General features: G+C 41.7%; 22 protein-coding genes. 9 read left to right on the forward strand and 13 right to left on the reverse strand.

What is annotated here, in order from left to right; all coding sequences use genetic code 11:
* Positions 1 to 32 precede the first annotated feature (32 nt).
* From AC2CZC_RS19860 to norR, 7 genes are all read right to left on the reverse strand, one after another.
* Positions 33 to 3,353 carry a response regulator gene (locus AC2CZC_RS19860; RefSeq protein WP_484583101.1) on the reverse strand — a complete coding sequence of 1,107 codons (3,321 nt, stop codon included), beginning with the start codon at positions 3,351 to 3,353 and terminating at the stop codon, positions 33 to 35.
* Positions 3,350 to 4,567, reverse strand: coding sequence for an ABC transporter substrate-binding protein (locus AC2CZC_RS19865; protein ID WP_484583102.1), 1,218 nt, complete (start codon positions 4,565 to 4,567; stop codon positions 3,350 to 3,352). Before AC2CZC_RS19865 ends, AC2CZC_RS19860 begins: the two co-directional genes overlap by 4 nt.
* 74 nt (positions 4,568 to 4,641) lie before the next feature.
* Positions 4,642 to 5,484 (reverse strand): alpha/beta fold hydrolase, encoded by an 843-nt coding sequence (locus AC2CZC_RS19870; RefSeq protein WP_484583103.1) that lies wholly within the window; start codon positions 5,482 to 5,484, stop codon positions 4,642 to 4,644.
* A complete protein-coding gene (locus AC2CZC_RS19875; RefSeq protein ID WP_484583104.1) occupies positions 5,474 to 6,073 on the reverse strand; it encodes a TetR/AcrR family transcriptional regulator in 600 nt (199 codons plus the stop codon). Before AC2CZC_RS19875 ends, AC2CZC_RS19870 begins: the two co-directional genes overlap by 11 nt.
* A 189-nt stretch (positions 6,074 to 6,262) precedes the next feature.
* Entirely contained in the window at positions 6,263 to 6,754 is a 492-nt protein-coding gene (gene bfr, locus AC2CZC_RS19880; RefSeq protein ID WP_484583105.1) for a bacterioferritin, read from the reverse strand.
* A gap of 3 nt (positions 6,755 to 6,757) precedes the next feature.
* The gene (bfr, locus tag AC2CZC_RS19885) at positions 6,758 to 7,228 is read right to left on the reverse strand and encodes a bacterioferritin (protein WP_063362616.1); all 471 of its coding nucleotides are present in this window, start codon (positions 7,226 to 7,228) and stop codon (positions 6,758 to 6,760) included.
* Between the two features lie 213 nt (positions 7,229 to 7,441).
* The gene (norR, locus tag AC2CZC_RS19890) at positions 7,442 to 9,013 is read right to left on the reverse strand and encodes a nitric oxide reductase transcriptional regulator NorR (protein WP_484583106.1); all 1,572 of its coding nucleotides are present in this window, start codon (positions 9,011 to 9,013) and stop codon (positions 7,442 to 7,444) included.
* A gap of 162 nt (positions 9,014 to 9,175) precedes the next feature.
* Here norR and AC2CZC_RS19895 point away from each other — a divergent pair, with 162 nt between their 5' ends.
* The 6 genes from AC2CZC_RS19895 to AC2CZC_RS19920 all read left to right on the forward strand — a co-directional run bounded on the left by AC2CZC_RS19895 (position 9,176) and on the right by AC2CZC_RS19920 (position 14,387).
* Positions 9,176 to 9,424 (forward strand): hypothetical protein, encoded by a 249-nt coding sequence (locus AC2CZC_RS19895; RefSeq protein ID WP_484583107.1) that lies wholly within the window; start codon positions 9,176 to 9,178, stop codon positions 9,422 to 9,424.
* A gap of 5 nt (positions 9,425 to 9,429) precedes the next feature.
* The gene (locus AC2CZC_RS19900) at positions 9,430 to 10,638 is read left to right on the forward strand and encodes an NnrS family protein (RefSeq protein ID WP_484584908.1); all 1,209 of its coding nucleotides are present in this window, start codon (positions 9,430 to 9,432) and stop codon (positions 10,636 to 10,638) included.
* 13 nt (positions 10,639 to 10,651) lie between these two features.
* Positions 10,652 to 11,815, forward strand: a complete 1,164-nt coding sequence (hmpA, locus tag AC2CZC_RS19905; protein WP_484583108.1) for an NO-inducible flavohemoprotein — start codon at positions 10,652 to 10,654, stop codon at positions 11,813 to 11,815.
* Positions 11,816 to 11,913: 98 nt separating this feature from the next.
* Positions 11,914 to 12,345, forward strand: coding sequence for a hypothetical protein (locus AC2CZC_RS19910; RefSeq protein WP_484583109.1), 432 nt, complete (start codon positions 11,914 to 11,916; stop codon positions 12,343 to 12,345).
* A gap of 255 nt (positions 12,346 to 12,600) precedes the next feature.
* Positions 12,601 to 13,518 carry an esterase/lipase family protein gene (locus AC2CZC_RS19915; RefSeq protein WP_484583110.1) on the forward strand — a complete coding sequence of 306 codons (918 nt, stop codon included), beginning with the start codon at positions 12,601 to 12,603 and terminating at the stop codon, positions 13,516 to 13,518.
* Positions 13,515 to 14,387, forward strand: coding sequence for a lipase secretion chaperone (locus tag AC2CZC_RS19920; protein ID WP_484583111.1), 873 nt, complete (start codon positions 13,515 to 13,517; stop codon positions 14,385 to 14,387). The genes AC2CZC_RS19915 and AC2CZC_RS19920 overlap by 4 nt, the downstream gene beginning before the upstream one ends.
* A gap of 26 nt (positions 14,388 to 14,413) precedes the next feature.
* On the opposite strand, the gene AC2CZC_RS19925 is transcribed toward AC2CZC_RS19920, so the two are convergent.
* From AC2CZC_RS19925 to AC2CZC_RS19935, 3 genes are all read right to left on the reverse strand, one after another.
* A complete protein-coding gene (locus AC2CZC_RS19925) occupies positions 14,414 to 14,875 on the reverse strand; it encodes a hypothetical protein (RefSeq protein ID WP_484583112.1) in 462 nt (153 codons plus the stop codon).
* A gap of 65 nt (positions 14,876 to 14,940) precedes the next feature.
* Positions 14,941 to 16,068, reverse strand: a complete 1,128-nt coding sequence (locus AC2CZC_RS19930) for a YHYH protein (protein WP_484583113.1) — start codon at positions 16,066 to 16,068, stop codon at positions 14,941 to 14,943.
* 145 nt (positions 16,069 to 16,213) lie between these two features.
* Complete coding sequence (locus AC2CZC_RS19935) at positions 16,214 to 16,624, reverse strand: nucleotide triphosphate diphosphatase NUDT15 (protein ID WP_484583114.1); 411 nt, start codon at positions 16,622 to 16,624, stop codon at positions 16,214 to 16,216.
* Between the two features lie 167 nt (positions 16,625 to 16,791).
* Between AC2CZC_RS19935 and AC2CZC_RS19940 the strand changes: the two genes are divergently transcribed.
* Positions 16,792 to 17,265 (forward strand): hypothetical protein, encoded by a 474-nt coding sequence (locus tag AC2CZC_RS19940; RefSeq protein ID WP_484583115.1) that lies wholly within the window; start codon positions 16,792 to 16,794, stop codon positions 17,263 to 17,265.
* 47 nt (positions 17,266 to 17,312) lie between these two features.
* Here AC2CZC_RS19940 and AC2CZC_RS19945 read toward each other — a convergent pair whose 3' ends face one another.
* Complete coding sequence (locus AC2CZC_RS19945; protein ID WP_484583116.1) at positions 17,313 to 17,792, reverse strand: hypothetical protein; 480 nt, start codon at positions 17,790 to 17,792, stop codon at positions 17,313 to 17,315.
* A gap of 153 nt (positions 17,793 to 17,945) precedes the next feature.
* The gene (locus AC2CZC_RS19950; protein WP_484583117.1) at positions 17,946 to 18,863 is read right to left on the reverse strand and encodes a LysR family transcriptional regulator; all 918 of its coding nucleotides are present in this window, start codon (positions 18,861 to 18,863) and stop codon (positions 17,946 to 17,948) included.
* Positions 18,864 to 18,948: 85 nt separating this feature from the next.
* Here AC2CZC_RS19950 and AC2CZC_RS19955 point away from each other — a divergent pair, with 85 nt between their 5' ends.
* The gene (locus AC2CZC_RS19955; protein WP_484583118.1) at positions 18,949 to 19,722 is read left to right on the forward strand and encodes an SDR family NAD(P)-dependent oxidoreductase; all 774 of its coding nucleotides are present in this window, start codon (positions 18,949 to 18,951) and stop codon (positions 19,720 to 19,722) included.
* A 12-nt stretch (positions 19,723 to 19,734) separates the two neighbouring features.
* Positions 19,735 to 20,475: a carboxymuconolactone decarboxylase family protein gene (locus AC2CZC_RS19960; RefSeq protein ID WP_484583119.1), complete on the forward strand. Its 741-nt coding sequence runs from the start codon at positions 19,735 to 19,737 to the stop codon at positions 20,473 to 20,475.
* 52 nt (positions 20,476 to 20,527) lie between these two features.
* Here AC2CZC_RS19960 and AC2CZC_RS19965 read toward each other — a convergent pair whose 3' ends face one another.
* On the reverse strand, positions 20,528 to 21,391 hold the full coding sequence (locus AC2CZC_RS19965) for a serine hydrolase domain-containing protein (RefSeq protein WP_484583120.1): 864 nt from the start codon (positions 21,389 to 21,391) through the stop codon (positions 20,528 to 20,530).
* Between the last annotated feature and the right edge of the window lie 131 nt (positions 21,392 to 21,522).

The raw sequence follows: 21,522 nt of genomic DNA on the forward strand, positions 1-21,522 counted from the left end.
GCCAAAATTCCCGCTAGATAGCCATTCATTTTTTACTCTGTTACATCAGAGCGCGCAGTTTGTGTACTCAAATGCGCTTTGAGACACTGTAATAATGTCCCAGGTTGAATTGGCTTTGTTAAATAATCATCCATTCCGGCATCTCGGCACTTTTTCTCATCGCCACTCATTGCGTTTGCAGTAAGCGCAATAATTTTGATCTCTTGGTTACTATGCCCTGCTAGGCCTTGTCTAATTAAACCTGTTGCTTCATACCCATCCATTTCGGGCATTTGACAGTCCATAAGCACCAAGTCATAGGGTTTTGAGTGTTGGCAGTGACGCAATGTATTAATCGCTTCTTGGCCATTAGTCACAACATCGACAAACTCAATACCCAGCTTTTTCAGCATGCTTGTTGTGACTATTTGATTTACGTGGTTATCTTCAGCAAGCAATAAACGGGGTTTTGGATCCCAAACAACGGGCTCAGATGCATCATTATCTTTAAACGATTTCAAGTAATGAGAAGTAACAATCGGCTTTGCATTGGCAAGCGCTTCACCATCTTCTCCAACTACCGATAATGCATTGTGTAAGTCCGTTGTGGTCGCAGGTTTAGGGAAATACCCAGAGAACCCTCGTTTTGCAAAATATGCCGCATCTCCTTGATGTCCCATAGATGTCATCATAATCAGCTTAATACTGCTCAGCCTAGGATCAGCCTGCATCTCGGCACCAAGCTTTGCGCCATCCATCACAGGCATCTGCATGTCTAATAAGGCAATATCAAATAAGGTTTTACTCGGGTCTTTTAGTCGTGTTTCGCATTGAGAAAGCGCTTCTATGGCAGACGAAGCCTCTGTAACTGAGGCGCCCCAAATTTCCAATTGTTCTCGAAGTACAGTTCGGTTTGTTTGATTATCATCGACGATTAACAGCTCTAATTTGCTGATATCAAATTTTGGCATTGGTCGGTTATTTTGCTCTCCTATCCCTAAACTAATAGAGAAGTAAAACTCACTACCACAGCCCTCTTCACTTTTCACGCCAATACTACCGCCCATCAATTCACAGAGCTTTTTAACAATCGATAAACCTAAACCCGTACCGCCATATTTTCTTGTAGTAGATGAGTCTACTTGTGAGAAGGTTTCAAATAATTTATGTTGTTTTGATAACGGTATGCCTATACCTGAGTCAATAATAGAACAGTCTAAACGAAGCTTGTCGTCTACTTTATTAAGTTCGGCGCGAATAATGATTTCGCCTTCATCAGTAAATTTAATCGCATTACCTACAAGATTAGATAACACCTGTCGCAAACGGCTTGGGTCGCCTTTCACAACTGAGCTGTCGACCTTTACAATATCTAAAATGAGCTCGATGCCTTTGCTTTGAGCTTGCAATGCAGCGGATTCTGAGAAATCACCAAACAGCTCTCGTAAATCAAAATCAAGTAACTCAAGTTCTAGTTTCCCAGCATCAACTTTGGAGAAATCTAATATGTCATTGATTAGGTTAAGCAACGAATTAGCACTATTCATCGCAAGCCGTGCACGATGCTTTTGTTCATCATCGAGTGGACTATTCATCATTAAGTTAAGCATACCCAGCACCCCATTCATCGGGGTTCGGATCTCGTGACTCATCGATGCCAAGAAAGCACTTTTCGCTTCGCTCGCTTGCTCAGCTTGCACTTTCGCATCAGCCAAAGCTTTTTGTTGACGAATTTGGTCGGTCACATCTTGCAAAATGCCCACATATGCGATCAATTTTTTGTTTTCATCTAACACAGGACCAATGTGCATATTGTTCCAAAATGGCTCACCGTCTTTGCGATAATTCAGTATTTTTTCTCTGTGCGGTTGCTGTAGTTTTATCGCTTCACGGATTGCCTCAACAGCAGAACTCGATGTTTGCTCGCCTTGTAAGAATCGGCAGTTTTTACCAATAACTGATTCATCATATCCAGTAATTCGCTTAAAGGCTGAGTTGATAAAGCTCAAAGGCATGTCTTTTTTATAAGCATCTGTGATCACAATACCGACATCACACGACTCAATCGCATAAGCTAATAAATCATTATGCTCTTTCGCTTTTTTAAGCGCTTCTTGATACATTTTTTGATCAGTGATATCGGTCAGTGAGCCCGACATACGCACTGCTTTATTTTGCTCATTACGAAGTGCCAAACCTTTTGAACGATAAAATCTAAAGTCACCGTTGTGATTACGCATTCTAAACTCAACGTCAAACACATCTCCGCTTTCCAAATGCGTATTCAAAGCACTGAATGTATGGGTTTTATCTTTTGGGTGAATAGCTCGCTCTAAACTATCAAACACATCAGGAAACCCGTTAACATCATTAGCACCATAGCCTAAAAGCTCTCGAAATCTGGGTGAGTAGAACATGCTGCCCTTTTCTATGTCCCAATCCCAAATCCCGTCGTTACTGCCTTTAATTGCTAATTTAAATCGTTCTTCACTTTTTTGAGTCTCTTTCTGGGACAACTGTAATTGCTTAAATGGATTTAGCAATAGCTGACGACCAAAGAAAAACAGCAAAAGGAAAGACAATAACAAACTAATCACAACTGCTTTTGCGATGGCTAAAATAAAAGTGTTTACGCTATTTTGAATAATCTGTTGGTCAATAGAAAATTTTATCTCTATATCTGTGTCTGGTAAGCGGCTTTCGAACAGCTGTAAATACTCTAGACCCTCCTCTGCATTGCTGTATTCAACCCATTGACCAGCAAGTTCAACCACTAATTCACTTTGCCTCATATCGATGGCCAAAAGCGAGGCTAGGTCGGTTTTAAATTCAGAGATCAGTACCCCTTCCGTAAAACCGTTGTATTCTATGGGCACAGCCAAAATAAACTTAAACTGTTGTTCTTCTTGTTTTAAGACAACCGCTTGCCCAAGCTCACCCAATAGCATCTGATCCAGCCACGGTTCACGACTAAATTTTCCACTGTATAGAGGGGAATTTGTAAATACTGGCTCAGAAAGCACATTGTACAGGTGCAAAGGTACATGCCCGCCCAGCACCTTATAATCTTTTAAAAAATCAGACAGTGAAGCGCGCGATATATCACTGCCCATCACTGCATTGGAAAGCATTGGGATTTTTGCTAAATCCTTTAATAAGATAAGACGTGTTGATACAAACTGACCAAGGTTACTGACCGCCAACTTTGCTTCGGTTTGTCTTGCTTGCAGTTGAAGCTCTTTCACTGAGCTATCCGCTCGAGTACCAACCAAAGACAAACTAATAAGAATTGATAGAACTAAGCTACATAACAAAAAGGCATAAAAAGCCCTGTCTGAGGACATACTAAATACTTTATTCAGCCAGCGGATCATGAATTACCCACCAGCACTTTGGTACTGCCGTTAGACTCAAAATATGCCATGCACAAATCATCTATCCCTAAAGCTTCATGGGCGTCTGGATTTTGTTTACTCCATTTGGAATAAGGGTTTTGGTAAGTTTTGATAAGCCCTTTAACAGGCTTATCAAGTTGCTCAAGGGCACGTCTAAATGCAACTCTGTCTTTGGACATATCACCGGTTAGCTTTATTTGCTCGATGGCCGCTAACGCAACTTTTGCTAAATCATAACCATGGATGAATCCGGTAGGCGCAAATAAAAAATCACGCTCTGCAAATTCATCAGGAAACATGCGTTTAGCATTGCTCCACACTTTATCTGCTTGCCCAGATAATGGGCGCCGCTGAAATGAGAAACAGCTTTGAATAAAGTGCAAATCTATGCCTGATGCAAGATCTACTTTCGCCTGCTGAAAAAAGTCCCCGCCCGTGATACCCCAGTGACTAATAATTGGAATTCGTTGTTCCTTTGGGTAGTCAGCCATGGCTGAGACCAGCTGCTTGCCTTCAATGGCATTACCAACAAACAAAATACAATCACTGTCTTTTGCTAGCATTTCTCTGATATGAATTTTTGCACTGCTTTCCTTCATACCCCAATCAAACCAAGTCACCGTGACCTCTGGGTTACCCAAAGCTTTACCAATTGATTTGTAATTTGATTTGCCCCAAGGCGTTCTTTCTAAGAAAAGGTGAGGGTTTTTGCACGCGCGTTGATTAGCAAACTCCACAAGCTTGATACCCGCTTTGGTGTCATCCACTGACAGGCGAAATACCCAGTTTTCGCCCTCATCATACCGTGTAATGGGGCCACCTGCCGCCCAAGGTACCAACAATGGAATTTGATTAGTATTGATAAACTCACGGTATTTTATGTAAGGGGGAGAATGTAATCCACCGAGCACAAACAGCCCAGATGGATCTTTTAAAAAGCGCTTGAAGTTCAAAAAGCTGCGATTACTGTTACCACGATGGTCTCGAGATAACAGCTTAATTTTAAAACCTTGCGCTTGGTTGTCTACTTCATCTAACGCAGTCAAAAAACCCATTTTTATCGCAACAGCTGACTGTCGATGGGTACTGTAGTCTGAATCATGATAAATATGTAATTCAGGTAAGCTTTTTTCTTTTGCAAATAAGCAAGTCGACAACACGACAAAGAGCACGGCGCAACAGTATTTGAACATAAGCACTAATCAATTATTTTTAGCTACTATAAAGTTAGTCTATCTTGCCTATGAATTACAATTCCATCAAAGTATTAAATATCAATTAATTGTCTAATCGCTTGCCAAGTCTGTGGACTGTTAATGACCCTACCATGGCCTTGACCTTGCGTGCTGTGTAAACTGGCATGGCTGTGTTTCTCAACCTGCGCCAAAGTATGCTGGTATGGCGCGTATTTATCTTCTTTGTCATGAACCATTAAAAGCTGAGATTGCTTAGCCAAGTGATTTTCTGCTTGTAGAGACTTAAAAACCATACCATGCTCTGTCTCTACTTCATTAAGTAGCCTCTCCACCAGTTTATCGGTGATCCCAGTCGAGTAAATGCGCTCCTGAAATGAATTGTAAAAATCAAATGTAGGCGCAATCATGACGTGCTTGGCATCACAAGTTGCATTTACTGCGCTAATTGTGCCCATGGAATGACTCACTATGCCCTTAACGTGTTCATCTTCATACTCAGCCAAAACATGTTTGAGCCCTTTAATGAACAGAGGTAAATTTGCAAACTTGCCAGCACTTTTTCCATGTCCAAAATGGTCAAAGCCCACCACTGAAAACCCTTCATCAATGACTTTTTGCATCAATGGGTAAAATTGACTCACGCCGCCAGACCAACCATGGGTGAAAATAAGTTTTGGACCTTCTCCACCCTCTACTAAGTTTAGGGCACCATAGGGGGTTTCTAGTTTGCGGCGACTCATCTGCTGTGGTACTGCGACCTCTTTGCGCCCAGCTGCTGGTGTTAACAGTAATTTTCGAGTCGCGTTTAAGCTCATCTTAGGTGCAACTTTGGCCATGAAACTCGACACCCCTCTAGTCACATGGAAGCTCATAGATTTTTTATTCTTGTCAGAAAAGTATATTTTACTGCTCATGCGTTTTGGCTCCATATTTATCTAACAAAGCATTAAACCCAGTTTGAAAACGACTACGCTCATCATCTTCAAGTGATAGCCAGCGCAGGTTTTGACTTCCGAGATATAAAGAATACAGTTCGAACACAAACTGTTTTGGACAAGTGTCTGAATTAAAGTCTCCATCTTGAATGGCTTGCGAGACTATATGTTGTAAGTAGCTTAACCAGTTTTTTAAAGTGGCTTGGATGTGCTCCCTAAGCGCGCCAGGTTGGTCATCAAACTCCGCCGCCGCATTGATAAAAATACACGTTGCCGCATCTGGCTTATACCAATTAAGCCAGTTTTGACAAAGCTGGTTTAACTTTGCCAAGCCCCTCGTATCTTTATCACAGGCTAAAATGACATGCTCTTTAAATAAATCAGATGCATATTCAAGCACATTTAACTGCATGGTTTCTTTAGAGTTAAAATGGCCAAACAGCCCAGATTTAGACATGCCTGATGCAGTAGCCAACATGCCAATTGTCAGATCATTTAGGCCAGTTTCAGACGCCAATGCCAAGCCTTTGGCTAAAATTTGCTGTTTAGTTTGTTTACCTTTACCCACAACACCAAAAAAAAGAACGAACGTTCGTTTTATATTAATCGATACTCTAGGGAGATCAAGGTTTATTTAATGTGGTCTTTTCTCAGTTTAGTGTATCTATTCTAAAACCACTTAAAAAACAGAAAATTAACGGCACAAAAAAAGAGCGCATATAGCGCTCTTTTACTTTGCTTAACATGCTAACCCACGTTAGCTGCCAGATCCTGCATCCCCACTCATTTGGCTTTGGATGTAATTTTGAATACCGATTAAATCTATCAGGCCAAGGTGCTGCTCTAGCCAGTAAATGTGATCCATTTCAGTGTCATCAAGCAAGGCTTCTAAGATTTCTCTTGTTACGTAATCTTGCTCTTCTTCACATACGGCAATGACCTTTTTCAGATGATCTTTCACCACCACTTCGGCGGCTAAATCATTTTCGAGCATTTCTTTTACATTACTGCCTACGTTGATAGGCGCACGTGAAGCCGTATCAGGTGTTCCCTCTAAAAATAAAATCCGCTCAGTAATACGTTTAGCATGATCCAACTCTTCTTCATATTCATGAGACAATTTGTCATGCAAACGCGCCATGCCCCAATCTTCATACATTTTGGAGTGTGCTAAATATTGATCCATTGAACTGAGTTCAAGGGTGAGTTGCTTATTTAGCAAGTCGATAACTTTGTTGGAACCTTGCATATTTTAATCCTCTATCTGTGATTGAAGATAGTTTTCAATACCCGTATTCTTAATTAAGAAGTCTTGAGTTTCGAGCCAGTCCACATACTCTTCTTCATACTCTAAGATTTCTTCGAGTAACTCTCTACTGACGTAATCTTGCTCTTTCTCGCACAAATCAATGGCTTCGCGTAGTGCTGGTAACTGCTCATGCTCAAAAGCAAGGTCGCAGCTGAGCATTTCTTCGGTGTGCTCGCCAATGCGCAACTTTTCGAGATGCTGTAAATTCGGTAAGCCTTCTAAAAATAAAATGCGTTCAATCAGATCATCTGCTTGCTTCATATCCTTGATTGATTTTTTGTAGGCTTTTTCGTTTAACTCTTCAAGTCCCCAGTTTTTGTACATGCGTGCATGTAAAAAATATTGGTTAATCGACGTGAGTTCGAGTGTCAAAATTTTATTCAAAGTGACAATTACTTGCTTACTACCCTTCATAGGGCCCCCTAGTGGCAAAATCAGTTAGACGCTATTTAACACTAGTCCAATATTCGTACTTGGCAAGACTAAATGAAAATAACAAAAAAGTTTTAATATCCTTTTAAAATAAATAACTTATAAAAGAATTAAGAACAATTTTCATTGCCAATAACAATTGAATTAAGGTCTCGATTAACACTTTAAACACGCCGTTGCGATTACCTAACTTGGCTACTTAACTTTCTTTACAGTTTCGACCCCTAAGCGCTTAGCTAAACGGACTAAATTTGCTCGGTCGATATCAAGTGCTCTGGCCGCCGCAGCCCAGTTGAGTTGATGGGTGTTAAGCGCTTTTAAAATAAGATTGCGTTGAAATTCTTCTGTGGCCTCTTTTATTGGCTGTAACATGATCTCCTGCGCACCACGTGTATGTGTTTCCAGCTCCCCCTTTGGAGATTCAAAACTGAGTTCACAGTGGCTAGGCATAATTTTGATAATGTCTTTTTGCCAATTTGAATGCTTTGCTTTAAGCGCCGCGCGACTTAATACATGCTCCAATTCTCGAACGTTACCCGGCCAGTCATGAGCTTTTAAACTTGCAAGCAAATCATCATCCAGTAAAAGCTGAGACACTCCTAGCTTCTTACGAAGCTGCTCTACAAAATAGCCAGCGAGTGGGACGATATCTGTGCTGCGGTGTTTAAGGGCTGGAACCTGGAGCGGAAAAACTCTTAAGCGATGATACAGATCTGAGCGAAACCGCCCCTCATCCACTTCTTTTTGCAAGTCTCTATTCGTCGCAGCCACAATCCGAACATTCACAAAATGCGGCTTATCGCTGCCTACAGGTTGGATCTCCCCGCTTTGCAATGCCCGCAGTAATTTACTTTGAATATGCAGCGGTAATTCACCAATTTCATCTAAAAACAACGTGCCCTGATCGGCGACCAAAAACTTGCCTTCGCGGTGCTTATCTGCACCTGTGAACGCTCCTTTTCGATGACCAAAAAACTCACTTTCTGCTAAATTGTCAGGCAAAGATGCACAGTTTACCTGTACAAATGGCCCGGTACTGCGATTAGATTGCGCATGTAATTGCCGCGCTACCAATTCTTTACCTGTGCCAGTTTCTCCTTGAATAAGCACACTCAGATCAGAGTTTGCAACTAGGCTAATGTCCGACTTAAGCTTTTGCATCGGCACAGACTCACCAACCATGGTGTATTGCTGATGACTCAGCTCATTTAACATCGCAATCCCGGATTTGGCGCGCTTAGACAATCTATGCATATTGTCTACTGCACTAAAGTGGCTAGACACCGATGCTTGCACCATAGTAAGTAAAGAAGCACCATAGCCATCGAAAGCATACGGGCTTAAACTATCAAATGTGATCACGCCCAATAACTTATCTTGCTCGTACATTGCAAAGCCCATGCAGGCATGCACGGGTAAATCACCCGTTTCCGCAATCAACATGCCATCATAGGGGTCGCTCAGTGGACAATCAGCAGGAAAAATCACCGGTACCGTTGCGCTGTGCGCTATTTCTTTAAGCCTTGGGTGCTCTGATAATTGAAATCGTCTCCCCATGACTTCTGGCGCCAATCCTGTTGCAGCCAGCGGAATCAAGGCCCCTTGCTCGTGACCAAGTACTGCTATCGCATCTGCACCGATGAAGGCTTTAAGCGCATTCATCACCGCGCCACAATATGACGCTAAATCAACCTCGTTATCTTTTGGCAACGCCTCAGCAAGTGATTGATTAAATGTAATTAGTTGGGATAACTCTCTTTTATCCATGTCATATTGACCCATTGAATACAAAAAGACCTTATTTAAAATATGTCAAATTGACTCTATTGTAAATTATAAAAACCATAACCACTTGTTTTTATTTAATTTAAAAGTTGGCACACCTTGTGCGCTGTATATGACACGAAATCAACCTAAGTGGGTGTACATATGCAAATACAACAAGAGAACTTTACGGGCGTTTTTACTCGTTTACTTAGCGCTTCGAATTGGCTACTTGTCGCCAGTATAGTCGGCTTTGGCCTCGCCATCATCGCCAGTTACCCACTTTCTCACCTGCTATCCATCCCAGTACAGGTCAGCGCGCATATTGGTAGTTTGTTGTTCGCCACTCTATTAAAAATTAGCTATGTAGTGCGGTGCTTGTGCCAGTACAGCTTAGGCTTGGAGGTGCGCTAGTGACTATGTTGCCAATTGAAGAGCCTCTACCAAAACCCATTCTGTTAAAGCCATCTACTTGGCCCTTTTTGATGTTGGGGTTTAGACCCTTATTTTGGCTATCAGCGACTTGGGCTGTTATCAGCATGCTCATTTGGGCTGGTGTGTTATCCGGCATTTTCTCTTGGCAAAGCCAAGTACCCGCGACACTTTGGCACGCCCATGAAATGTTATTTGGCTTTGCCAGTGCCGTCGCTATCGGTTTTTTGTTCACCGCTTCAAAAAACTGGACGGAGATCCCAACGATAAATGGCGTTCAGCTGCTATTGCTGTGCAGCCTGTGGTTAGCCGCAAGATTAATTTTTGTGTTGTCCGATAGCCCTTACATTTGGCTCGCTATCTGCCAATGCTTATTTTGGTTGCTAAGCATTACCCATCTGGCCAATACACTGGTGCAAGCCAAGAGCAAAAATAACTATCAATTTATCGTAATTTTATCGCTTATGGCGAGTGTCAATTTGACCTTTATCTGGTTGGTTGCAACCCACAGCTACCTATTTGCACTCACTTTGTCACATATTGGTGTACTTGGTTTTACTTTTTTAATCAGCATCATTGCAGGACGCGTATTACCGTTTTTTATTGCAAGAGGGCTAAACCTGCAATCACAAACGACAACGCCTATGCTCAACATAGCATTGTTTTGGAGTGCTTTATTAGGGCTTATCGGTTTCTTTGCTCACCATGTATTTAATAGCCCTATAAACCCAGGCTACCTACTCATAGTAACAGGCCTGTTGCATATCGCTCGAAGCGTGTTCTGGTTCAAATTCGCAATCTGGCAAGTCCCCTTACTTTGGTCGCTCTATATCGCATATTGCTTGATGGGCATAGGCTTAGTCGGGTTTGGTGGTGCCTATTTGGACTTTGCATGGCAAGCAAAAGACGCTTTGCATTTAATCACCATAGGTGCAATGGGCCTGATGATTTTATCTATTATGTCAAGAGTTTCACTGGGGCATACCGCAAGACCACTCAAGGCACACCCGCTCCTGAGTATCGCATTTGCACTGTGTTCTCTATCAGCCCTGCTTAGAAGTCTATTTCCCTTATTTATCAACCCGCACGATGCTTGGCTTGCCAGCGCTATTTTATGGTCTGGTGCATTTACCATTTTCGTTGCGATTTACACCCCTATTTTAATGAAACAACGCCTCGACGGGCGTCGTGGTTAATTGGAGAATACCTATGTTATCAACTCAAACAATTAAACTGGTCAAGGACACCATTCCTCTGCTTGCTAATGCTGGCCCTGCGGTCACTGATCACTTTTATAAACGTATGTTTAGTCATAACCCTGAGTTATTAGATGTCTTTAATATCAGTAATCAAAAAACTGGCAAACAACAGTTTGCGTTATTCAATGCACTGGCGGCTTATGCAACCTACATAGATAATCCCGCGGTATTGGCGCAGGCTATTGAGCGCATCAATCATAAACACGCCAGTTTAAACATTTTACCTGAGCATTACCCCATTGTAGGTACCCACCTATTGGCTACATTAGAAGAAATGTTTCCCAATGAATGTACACCAGAGATCATTGATGCTTGGGCCCAAGCTTATGGTGCTTTGGCTGACTTATTCATCACTCAAGAAGAAGCAATTTATCAAAATAATGAACATAAATCTGGAGGCTGGCGCGGTCGTCGCCGCTTTGAAATTACCAAGATTGTACAAGAGTCAGAGGTTATCAAGAGTTTTTATCTAACGCCCCTAGATAAACGACCTGTGGCTAGCTATCAAGCGGGGCAATACCTTGCCGTTGATTGTGAGATTCAAGGATCTGAAAATCGTCAGATCAGACAATACTCATTGTCGCAATCATGTCAAAGCGATCATTATCGTATTTCAGTTAAAAAAGAGGGGCTGGTTTCAAACTATTTACACACTCTTAAGGAAGGCGACGAAATAGACGCATACCCTCCTGCTGGTGATTTTGTCCTGTTAGCGTCAGATGCACCTAAGGTATTGATCAGTGCAGGTGTCGGGATCACACCAATGATGGCGATGCTGCAAACAATCAAATCAAACGTATCAAACACACCATGCTGGTTCTTGCATGCGGCACGTACGCATGCTGAGCACGCATTTTATGACAATGTAGAAGCTTTCAAACCGCAAATTTCCTCTCTGCAAAGCCATTATTGGATAGAGAATAATGCCAACGAGCACCGCGAGGGTAGAATGTATCTAGCTGAAATATCTTCTGAATTACCATTAGAAACCGGTGAATTTTACCTTTGTGGGCCAAGCGCATTCATGGCGTTTATAAAAACCCAATTAATTGATTTGGGTGTTGACGATAGCCGTATTCTTTACGAGGTGTTTGGCCCTCACCAAGCAGTATAACCTTTTAAAAAAGAGCCAATCGGCTCTTTTTTATTCACCTCATATTTTTGGAATGTGAATTGCTTAAATTTAAAGCAAAGCAAATGCAAGGACAGAATATGCAAATTCAAAATACAGCACACACATATGCGCCAACACGGCAAAGTACGTTAACAACGCCCGTACAAAATACCGACCAAATAACGCAATCAACAAGTACAAACCGCCCTGAACGCGCATTTGATTTCACCAATATGACCTTAAAAGAGCAAAGTGAGGCGGCAACTACACTTTATCAATCAGGGTATTTGACCATGGGTGAAATGGCATTTTTAACCGGTCGTTATGGCCTTATTAAACATGATGGTCAACTGGGCGGTACCACGTTAAATGACGCTAACACCAAATCATTTAACGTGATAGAGCAAATGCGTGAGGACCTCGCTTATGTAAAATCACAGCACCCGGCCAATTCTGATGTGGTGAACAATCATGAAGCATTGCTTAAGAAAATTGAACACTATCAGTATGGTACCAATACACATGCTTAATCATGCAGACAGGCAAATTGCTATCAAGACAGTTTGCCCCCAGTTCAAAGCTCATCACCACCTATAACTATAATTGCATGTACCAGAAGTTACCCTTTTATTAACCTAATTTATATCAACAACTTAAAGTAAAAACTGCTTATATAAATACGCATCAAACTCAATATTCTGTCTATTTTTTAACCTTCACACTTGATCTCTGAAGTACTTGCTCTAGTTTTAATGTTACTAAACTGTAACAATTGGAGCATATACATGAAAAGGTTCATTCTGATTCTCATTTTAGGCTTTACGTCTTGCTTTACACACTTAGCTTATAGCCGTGATACCCTCGAATACCCAGTGGTGCTGGTACATGGCTTATTTGGATTCGATAACTTGCTCGGTGTTGATTACTTTTATCGAGTCCCCTCAATCATTCAACAAGAAGGTGGCAATGTATTCGTCGCAGAAGTCTCCTCTGCTCATAACTCAGAATTGAGAGGTGAGCAACTGCTTGAGCAAGTCGCTTTGATCAGGGCACTAACGGGTAAAGACAAAGTCAATTTAATCGGCCACAGCCAAGGTGCACAAACGATCCGCTATGTGGCATCAGTAAAACCACAGTGGGTTGCATCGGTAACCAGTATTGGCGGTGTAAATTGGGGGAGTCGATTTGCCGATGTCGTTAGAGGCGGTGTTGACCGAGGTTCTTTCTCTGAGCAGTTTTTGGCATCGCTCGCCAATGCATTGGCCGGATTAATTGATCTGCTGTCAGGAAAAGCCACTGCACCTAAAGATGCTTTACAAGCACTTGAAGCATTAACCACAGAAGGCACCCTTGCATTTAACCAAAAATACCCTGAAGGCGTACCAAACCAATATTGTGCTCAAGGCAACATACTTGAGCACAATGGTGTTTATTATTTTTCTTGGAGTGGCGCTAAAGCATGGACCAATGTGTTTGACCCCGCCGATATCCCTTTGGCATTTATCTCACAGGTTTTTGACGAGCCGAATGATGGACTGGTGTCAGCCTGCTCGAGCAATTTAGGGCAAGTCATAGGCAATGATTTTAAGATGAACCATCTAGATCAAGTCAATCAAACCATAGGGATCCACCATCTATTTGAAACTGATCCGTTAACTTTATACAGACAACATATCATTCGCTTAAAAGGGCTCAACCTGTGAAAGGAAAACATCTGTTAGCGTTGACGATTGCTGGGGCGCTATGCGCCTTAGTTATGTGGCACTTCAATACCAACACACAAAGCGCTGAGCAAATCGTACTGCACTATCCTACTGTTCAAAAACCTAAAACACGTGCAACAACCAAGGTTCCTGTTAGCTCAAACCACATACCAATATGCAGCACAGTGACAAAGTCACACAAAGCATACATTGACGATTGGTTAATTACCTTGCAGCATAAACAGCAAGTTGAAAGCTGGCCTCAGTTTATTCATCAGCTGCCAGCTTGCTTGCAGTCACTCGCCCATGATTACATGCATTATAAAGTGGCGCTCACGGAATTAGACCCACTTTTAAACATACATGAACGCTTTGATGCTTTAACGGCCTTGCAAAAAAAATACTTTTCTCAGCAGGTTATCAATGCATGGTTTCAAGATGAAAACAGCTGGCACGTGCATACTTTAGCACGTTGGCACATTCTCTCTGACAAAACACTCAGTGATGACATGCGCAAATCACTACTCGATGCACATACCTCTCAACTGCCAGACGCGCAGCGACAGATAATTGAGTCATCGCAGCGCTTCATTGAACTCAAAAACAATTGGCATGCAATGGACCATAACCAATTTAGTGCAAACTTTGGTGATGAGGCGGCCCAGCGACTTGTTGCATTACAATCTAAGCAACAACAATGGCTAGACAGAATTAAACACTACAAGCAAGCTCGCCAAGCGATTGTGGCGCAAGCCCCACTTGAACAGCACAATGAAAGAATCACTACTCTCAAACATAACTTATTCGACAACAATGAGTTAAAGCGTCTAGATGTGATCTTGGCTGGTGAGCAGGCTCAATCACCATAATTGCATCTGCTCACCATTAAGTTAGGCTAAAATACTCTCTCACCTTGTTTTTTCGAGGTTAGAACAAATGCTTTTTTCAGTCCTAACCGTTTATATTTCGCTGTTATTTCAACAGAGCTAAGGGCATTATCACCGTAAAAAACATTATGGAATGACAGGTTCTTTGTGTGATCCACATTGATAAACTTCCCCATAACGATAATTTGGTCTATCTCACGGCCATTGCCATGGTGAGACGCTTGAGGAGACAACATCAATCCCTCCAAATACTGGATTTGCTCACCCTGTTGCATATAAATGCCAGCCAGTACTTGCTTGAAAATAGTCTCTTTTGCCTGCTTAAACTCAGTGAAAGACAGGTGTCTATCTTTATCTGTATCCGCCGCTAAAAAGTTAGATGCCGATAGCGATATCACGGTATAAACACCTGTTTCATCGAAGTTAAGCGTACCACGCTCAGCGACCATAAGGTGTGCATTAGCAGACACGCTGAACACCAAAAAACAAATACACCAAAAGTGATTTTTAAAGTAAGTCATTACATCTACCTCTTTTATATTTCACCTTTCACACAACGCTGAAAATATGGATAACTGTCCGTTGCATAGTAATGATAAATGCCTTCAGGAAATTCAGGTGTTACACCAAAACGCCCATTACACTCGTCTAGATCTCCACTACCCGCTACGTATTCCCAATCTTGTGCAAAGGTGCCTAACGCATAAACTGAGGTAGATGGTCGATTGCTGCTGACATTTTCAACCAGTTGATAGCTACCTGTGATCACTTTGAGCGCGGACTGTGCATCATCAGCATCGCTATAACCATATCGCGCATAAATTGGAAAGCCATCTGCCGCCCAACCAATTAATGTCATGGTGGTGTCTGAACCACCGCGAAGTGCTATAACCCCTTCTGGCATACCATGGTAATGATATGAGCCATCCGGTTGCACATGAGCGTTATTATCATCGGTACCAAAATCAAAGCTCGTTTGACCCAATGCCTCAATGCTCCAGTTTCCTGTATTCCCCACTAGTGAACAATCATTGCCAGAGTCATCACAGGAGCCAGCTGTATTGGCATCAATTTTTACACCATTCAAAACATAACCCGTTGCACCTCTTGGGCCACCGAGCGTTGAAGTGGTCTCAGTTTTTGTTGGTGTCAGCGAGTAGCTGACCGACACTGACGTTTCACTGATCGTATTAGGGTTGCCTGGATTTGGGAAAGTACCTGTTTGGTGGTCAGGAATACCATTTGCTGTTAATATTCTTGCACTACCTGTGCAATTCCAATCTGCATTACTTGTCGCTTGGACCGATGCAGAGTCATTAAACTCATTATAGAAATAATCACATAACACACCGTCAGTTGAACCTGATGTCGCAGCGGTCCCATTATCAACATCATCTGAACTATCCGTGTTGCCACTCGTGTCGCCTGAATTGTCAGTGCTGGTACCACTTGTCGTGTCTGATGTTGAAGTGTTGCTGCTGGTATCTGAAGTGCTATTCGAGCTACCAGATGTACTGGTATCTGTCGTGTTATTCACACTTTGCTGTGTAGTTGACTCAATTTGTGTGTTATCACTACTACTGGAGCCACACCCTGCCAACATTAACATAGTCGCACTTGCCGTAAGTACAGATATGTTATGAACAATTGAACCTTGCTTCATATCAACACTCCCATAGAGAAAGAAACTGTCGTCACCAAATATGGTTAACTATTGCTGTTTTTTTAACTATAGGAGCTGATTGTGCAAACACTGTGCAATAAAATAAATAATTTATAATTATTTTTTCAAGGAATAAAAACTAACTTTATGAAATTGAAAGTTCGGGGTTTTCTTTGATTAAATTCACCATCGGAATAAATAACGGTTGTGGTAAATTATCCCATGTGAACCACTGCCACTGCTTACATTTATGCGGTTCTAAAATTTGCGCATCTCCTTCATCACATCGCGCCTCGACAAATATTGTGATGTAATGTTTATCTTCATGCTCAAAAATATCATTAGTGAAACCAACTTGTTTGACATCCACAACCGTTAATCCGGTCTCCTCAAGTACCTCACGCGCTGCGCAAATCTCAATACTTTCGCCAAATTCCAAATGACCACCTGGTGTTGCCCAAGTATTTGCGCCATGAGCCCCAATGCGCTCACCCAATAAAACTTGATTACCTCGTTTGATGATAACACCAACCCCGACACGGACTACTTTACTCATGGGATTTCCTTTTATAAATGAGTGGAGCTGGATTTTATACTTCTGAAAAGGTTAAGCAAGGCAAATATGTCCAACCCGCTCATTTGCAAGTGATACTTATTTTCATTATCATTTGTACAAATCGATACGAGAGGCAAATTCACTGCTTTATTGAATAAAGGATAAACATGTCTGCACAATTACTTACACTGGTCTCATCTACAAGCTCAAATTCATTAACAATAAAATACAATCGTTTGATAGACAGTGCTCAAACCGCTTACCTGTTTGGCCATCAAGAAAAAGCAGCTAACTGCTATCATGATGCATTTAAAATTAGTCTCAAAATATTACAACAACCAAGTGCAAATAGAGTATCAATTAACCGTATGGTGGAAGTATGCAATTACTGCTTTGATCACTGTCCCGTCTTCGACGACTCTGATGATGATTGCTTTTTAGAAACCGCAGCAGATACGCTAATCAAACTAGTGCAAAGCCAAAGAGAATTAAAAATAAGAAAAAAAGCCTTGGATGGGTTGAAGAGTATTGCTTGCTTAGCATGTGAGCTTGTCCGCTTTAACCAAAGTATTCGCTGTCTGGTTATTATCGATCAATATGTGGAATTAGAATCAACACATGCAAGATATTTATCTCATTGAGTAAAACATTAAAATGGCTGTGCCACAATCGAGCACAGCCTATCTAATTAACTAAAATTAACCGTATACGCACCTATATAAGTTTGTTGATTACCCACTTTTTTACTTAAACGACATTCTAAACTGTAAGCTGTGCCCACATCTCTATTACTGTCACCAATCGTACTTGCAGAGACAGACTGATATAAAAACCCTGGATAGCTAGATAGGGTAAAATCTTTCTTTAATAAAGTGGGCTTAGTTGCATAATGTGACCAATATCTGCGAACTAAACTACAATACACCGTACGGTGAGGTTGGTGCCAAATATCTAACCCCTGAAACTTTAAACCGACTTGGTTGCGAATAGGACATCGGATCGTTAAATCATGAGTCAAGGAGTCGTTTGTCACACCCGCCTCTTCAAAAGCAATCTCTCCATACCCCCCAACCTGCTGACATTCTGTTGGATCAACAGATACTCTTACTTGCGCACTTGCTGCAAAAGACAGTAATAATCCTGATACTAATAATATATGCTTCATCATGTTTCCTTCATTTCAACCTTTACTAGAAAACACAATGATTACATAAAAATTACAATTAATTTATATTGATTGTGAATAAAAAACGCGCCTGCCATTCATACAAGCTATTAATGGCTTGTTTTCTACTTCTCTAAATTTGAAAGAGACTTTCACTCAAAGCAACAGTGCTGCTGAAATTTTTTGCGCAAAGAAATCTATAAATACGCGTGATTTTTGTGCGAGAAACCCTGTGTTTGGATAAACGGCATAAATATCAGATTGATTTAATTTCCACTGCGGTAACACTTCAACGAGCGTCCCTTTTTGTAAATAGGAATAGGTAATAAAGTCTGCAAGCAGTGCGATACCAGAACCATCTACCGCCGCAGCCAATAATGCTGACGCATCATCACACATGAGTGTGGGTGTAATCTCGACTTTTCTCGTGACCTTGTCTTTCGTTAATTGCCACTTTTTGCCTTGAGATAAATGCGAGAAATGTAAACATTGATGGTTTTGTAAATCGGCAGGCCACTGAGGAACGCCTGCTTGTGCTAAATAATCAGGCGAGGCAACCAAGCGTCGTATATTAGGGGCGATCCGTTTAGCACGTAAACTTGAGTTACTTAAGGTTCCAATCCTTATTGCAACATCAATATTCTGCTGCATTAAGTCCTCAAAGTTATCCTTTTGAATAAGCTCTAATTTAAGTTTGGGATAACAACGTAAAAATTCTCCCAAATATGGACTGATATGCAAACGTCCAAATGTATTGGGAATACTGACTCGCAAAGTGCCTCTTGGCTCACTATTTTCGCTCGCCATATCTTGCTCGATAGAGTCCAATTGAGACAGCACACCAGAGTAAGCCTCAAAATATCGCTGTCCAGCTTCTGTGATATTGACTTGTCTTGTTGTACGCGTAAATAGCTGGGTTTTTAATATAGATTCAAGCTTTTTTATCCTGCGCCCAAGTGTCGATGGCGATAACTCTAAAAGCTGAGCTGCAGTTACAAAGCTACCTGCTTGCGCTGTGGTCACAAATGTACTGTAAAGACCCAGTAAGCCTTCATCTTGATTATAGCGTGTCATGCAATTCTCTTCCTTATCACACGGTGATTATCCTCACACCAATCTATTGTAAAGTGCATACGACTTCAAACAAATAGGTAAAAACATGCTAGAAGGAATTAAAGAACATGCATTTTTAGTTACTGGCGCAAGTGCAGGTATTGGACAAGCAACGGCGGTTTTGCTTGCCAAACTGGGCGCCAAAGTGACTATTTTGGCAAGACGTGAAAATGAGCTATTACAAACGTTAGAGATGATCAAACCCTACACGGATGACGCAAGTTATCTCGTCGCCGATATTAATCAGCACAACGTACACCACCAAGCAATCGATCAAACGGTTGCAAAGTATGGCCGGTTTGACGGTGCTTTTAATAATGTAGGCACTATCGGAAATTTCGCTCCGTTACTAGATCAATCAGAAGCCGACTTTGACCGCACTTTAACCACAAATACCAAATCTATATGGCTCGCTGTACAAGCTCAAGCTCGCTACTTTAAAGAGCAGCAAAATGGCGGCGTTATCGTCAATACCTCTTCTTGGCTTGCAAATGGTGGGCTGATCGGGTCAACCAGCTACTCAGCGAGTAAAGGTGCACTAGACGCTTTTATTCGCCCAGCGGCTCTTGAGTTAAGTCAATACGGGATACGGATCAATAATATCAACCCTGGAGGTATTGATACTCAAATGACACGAAAAGCATTTAATCATGACGAGACAGTACTTCAGAAGTTTGCAAACCAGCACCCCAGAGGTTGCTTAGGTTCCTGCCTGGACGTTGCTAATACTGTCGCATTTTTACTGAGCGATGCAGCTGTGAACATCACGGGTCAATCCATTACTGTCGATGGCGGTTATGCCATTGCAGGTCAACGTTAAAGGAATATTCTAATGACAAAACCACTGTTAATGACGCTTTTTTTCCTATTCATGATAACCAGTGCACAAGCGCAAAACATGAATAATATCAGCCAACGCGCGTATCGAGATGTCTTTAAACATACGCAATTGTCAAAAAAAGAGCAGTCTCTTGCCTCTATTGCATTATTAATCGGCGCTAATCAAAAGCAACTCGCTGTGACAACAATTCAAGCGGCACTGAACACCAAAACTTTGACCCCTCAACAAATAATTTCATTGCTTGCCCAGCTAACCAGTTATGTGGGGTTTCCAAAAATAGAAGCGATCATAGAGGGTTTACCGAAGAAAATACAAAAAGCGCAGATAAAATTGCCAAAAGATACATTGAACATACGCCATGCGGTTGGGAAAAAATACTATAAAAAGCTTGACCCAAAAGGCTATCAAGTCATAAACGCTGTGTTTGGAGATGCTGCACCTCAGCTAATCGCCACAACATACCCTTTATTTGGTGATGCTTTTTCCCACCCAGCACTCACAATTAGAGAAAAGCAGTTAGTGACAGTCAGCTGCCTCACTGCACTTGGCAATGCCCAGCCCCAATTGAGTTTTCATGTTGGTACATCATTGCATGTTGGTTTAACCGTGAATACGCTCTATGATATCGCGACTATCAGCCAATATTACTCCGGCATGCCAAGTGCTTACAATCTAGCTCTTGCAATTAAACAACATACCGAGTCACAAAAGCAAAACCCATATGCAGAATAAAAACCATGTGTCGCACTAATTTACTGCGGCACATGTTACTTGAGTTACTCACTTAAAGCCCATTTATAGCAAGCTGCACAGCTTTATTTTCAACCTCTGCTTGATCTTGCCCTTGCGTAAATACGGCTATGGTTTTAGGACTCTGCTGCTTAAAGTGATGCACCGCAATGACACTCCCCGGCCCCATTCCTGTATGCCCCACAGTATCGAGACTATTATCATCATTGCACATTAGCCCCAACCCAATTGCCGGATGAGTCCAAGGGCGCTTGCCCACATCGACATTCAATGGCTGCATAGACTGCATTTGCGCAAGCGCTTGAGTGCTCACAATATCTCCATTGAGTAAGTAATGTAAAAACAATGCCGCATCTTTCACCGTACCGGCTATCAAACCATGGTAACACCAGTTGGGATCGTAACCATTAACACCGCCTTCTAGCAGCATAAAAGCCTGCTTATCTTTTACGACGTGCGCACTGTTTAAACCCAGATCTTTAACTAAAAGATCATGAATTAATGTCGCAAACTCCAAATCATAAAGTAGCTCTAATTGCTGGCGTAACAATAAATATCCAATATTCGAATAGCACCAGCCCTCTCCAGGCGAATACCGTAGTGCGTCCACATCAACCTTTTCTAACAGCAGTTCTATCGGCCAAGGCTTGTCACTATTAGCAACTGCACGATGATACTCAGGCAAAAAAGAGTAATCTCCCAAGCCAGCACTATGATTCAATAATTGTTTATATGTGAAAGGCTTGTCCGGATAAAAGTCATCCAATTTTATTTGCCCAGTCGCAGTTAAACGCATTACTAGTGTGGCAATGACACTTTTAGTAAAGCTCCACCAAGGCACCATGCCAGCTCCACGCTCCAAAGCGGCCCCGTTTTTATCTACAACGCAGTAAATCATCCAAGCTTTTCTCTATTAATAAACAACATATTATTATGTATGACTTTTTTAAGATAAATAAATTAAGTGTGCTAGATTTAGTTTTATGCAAGGGTCAAAGTATAAAAACCAACCACCAACACGCAAGAATT

It is taken from the genome of Pseudoalteromonas sp. MMG033 (assembly GCF_057197785.1).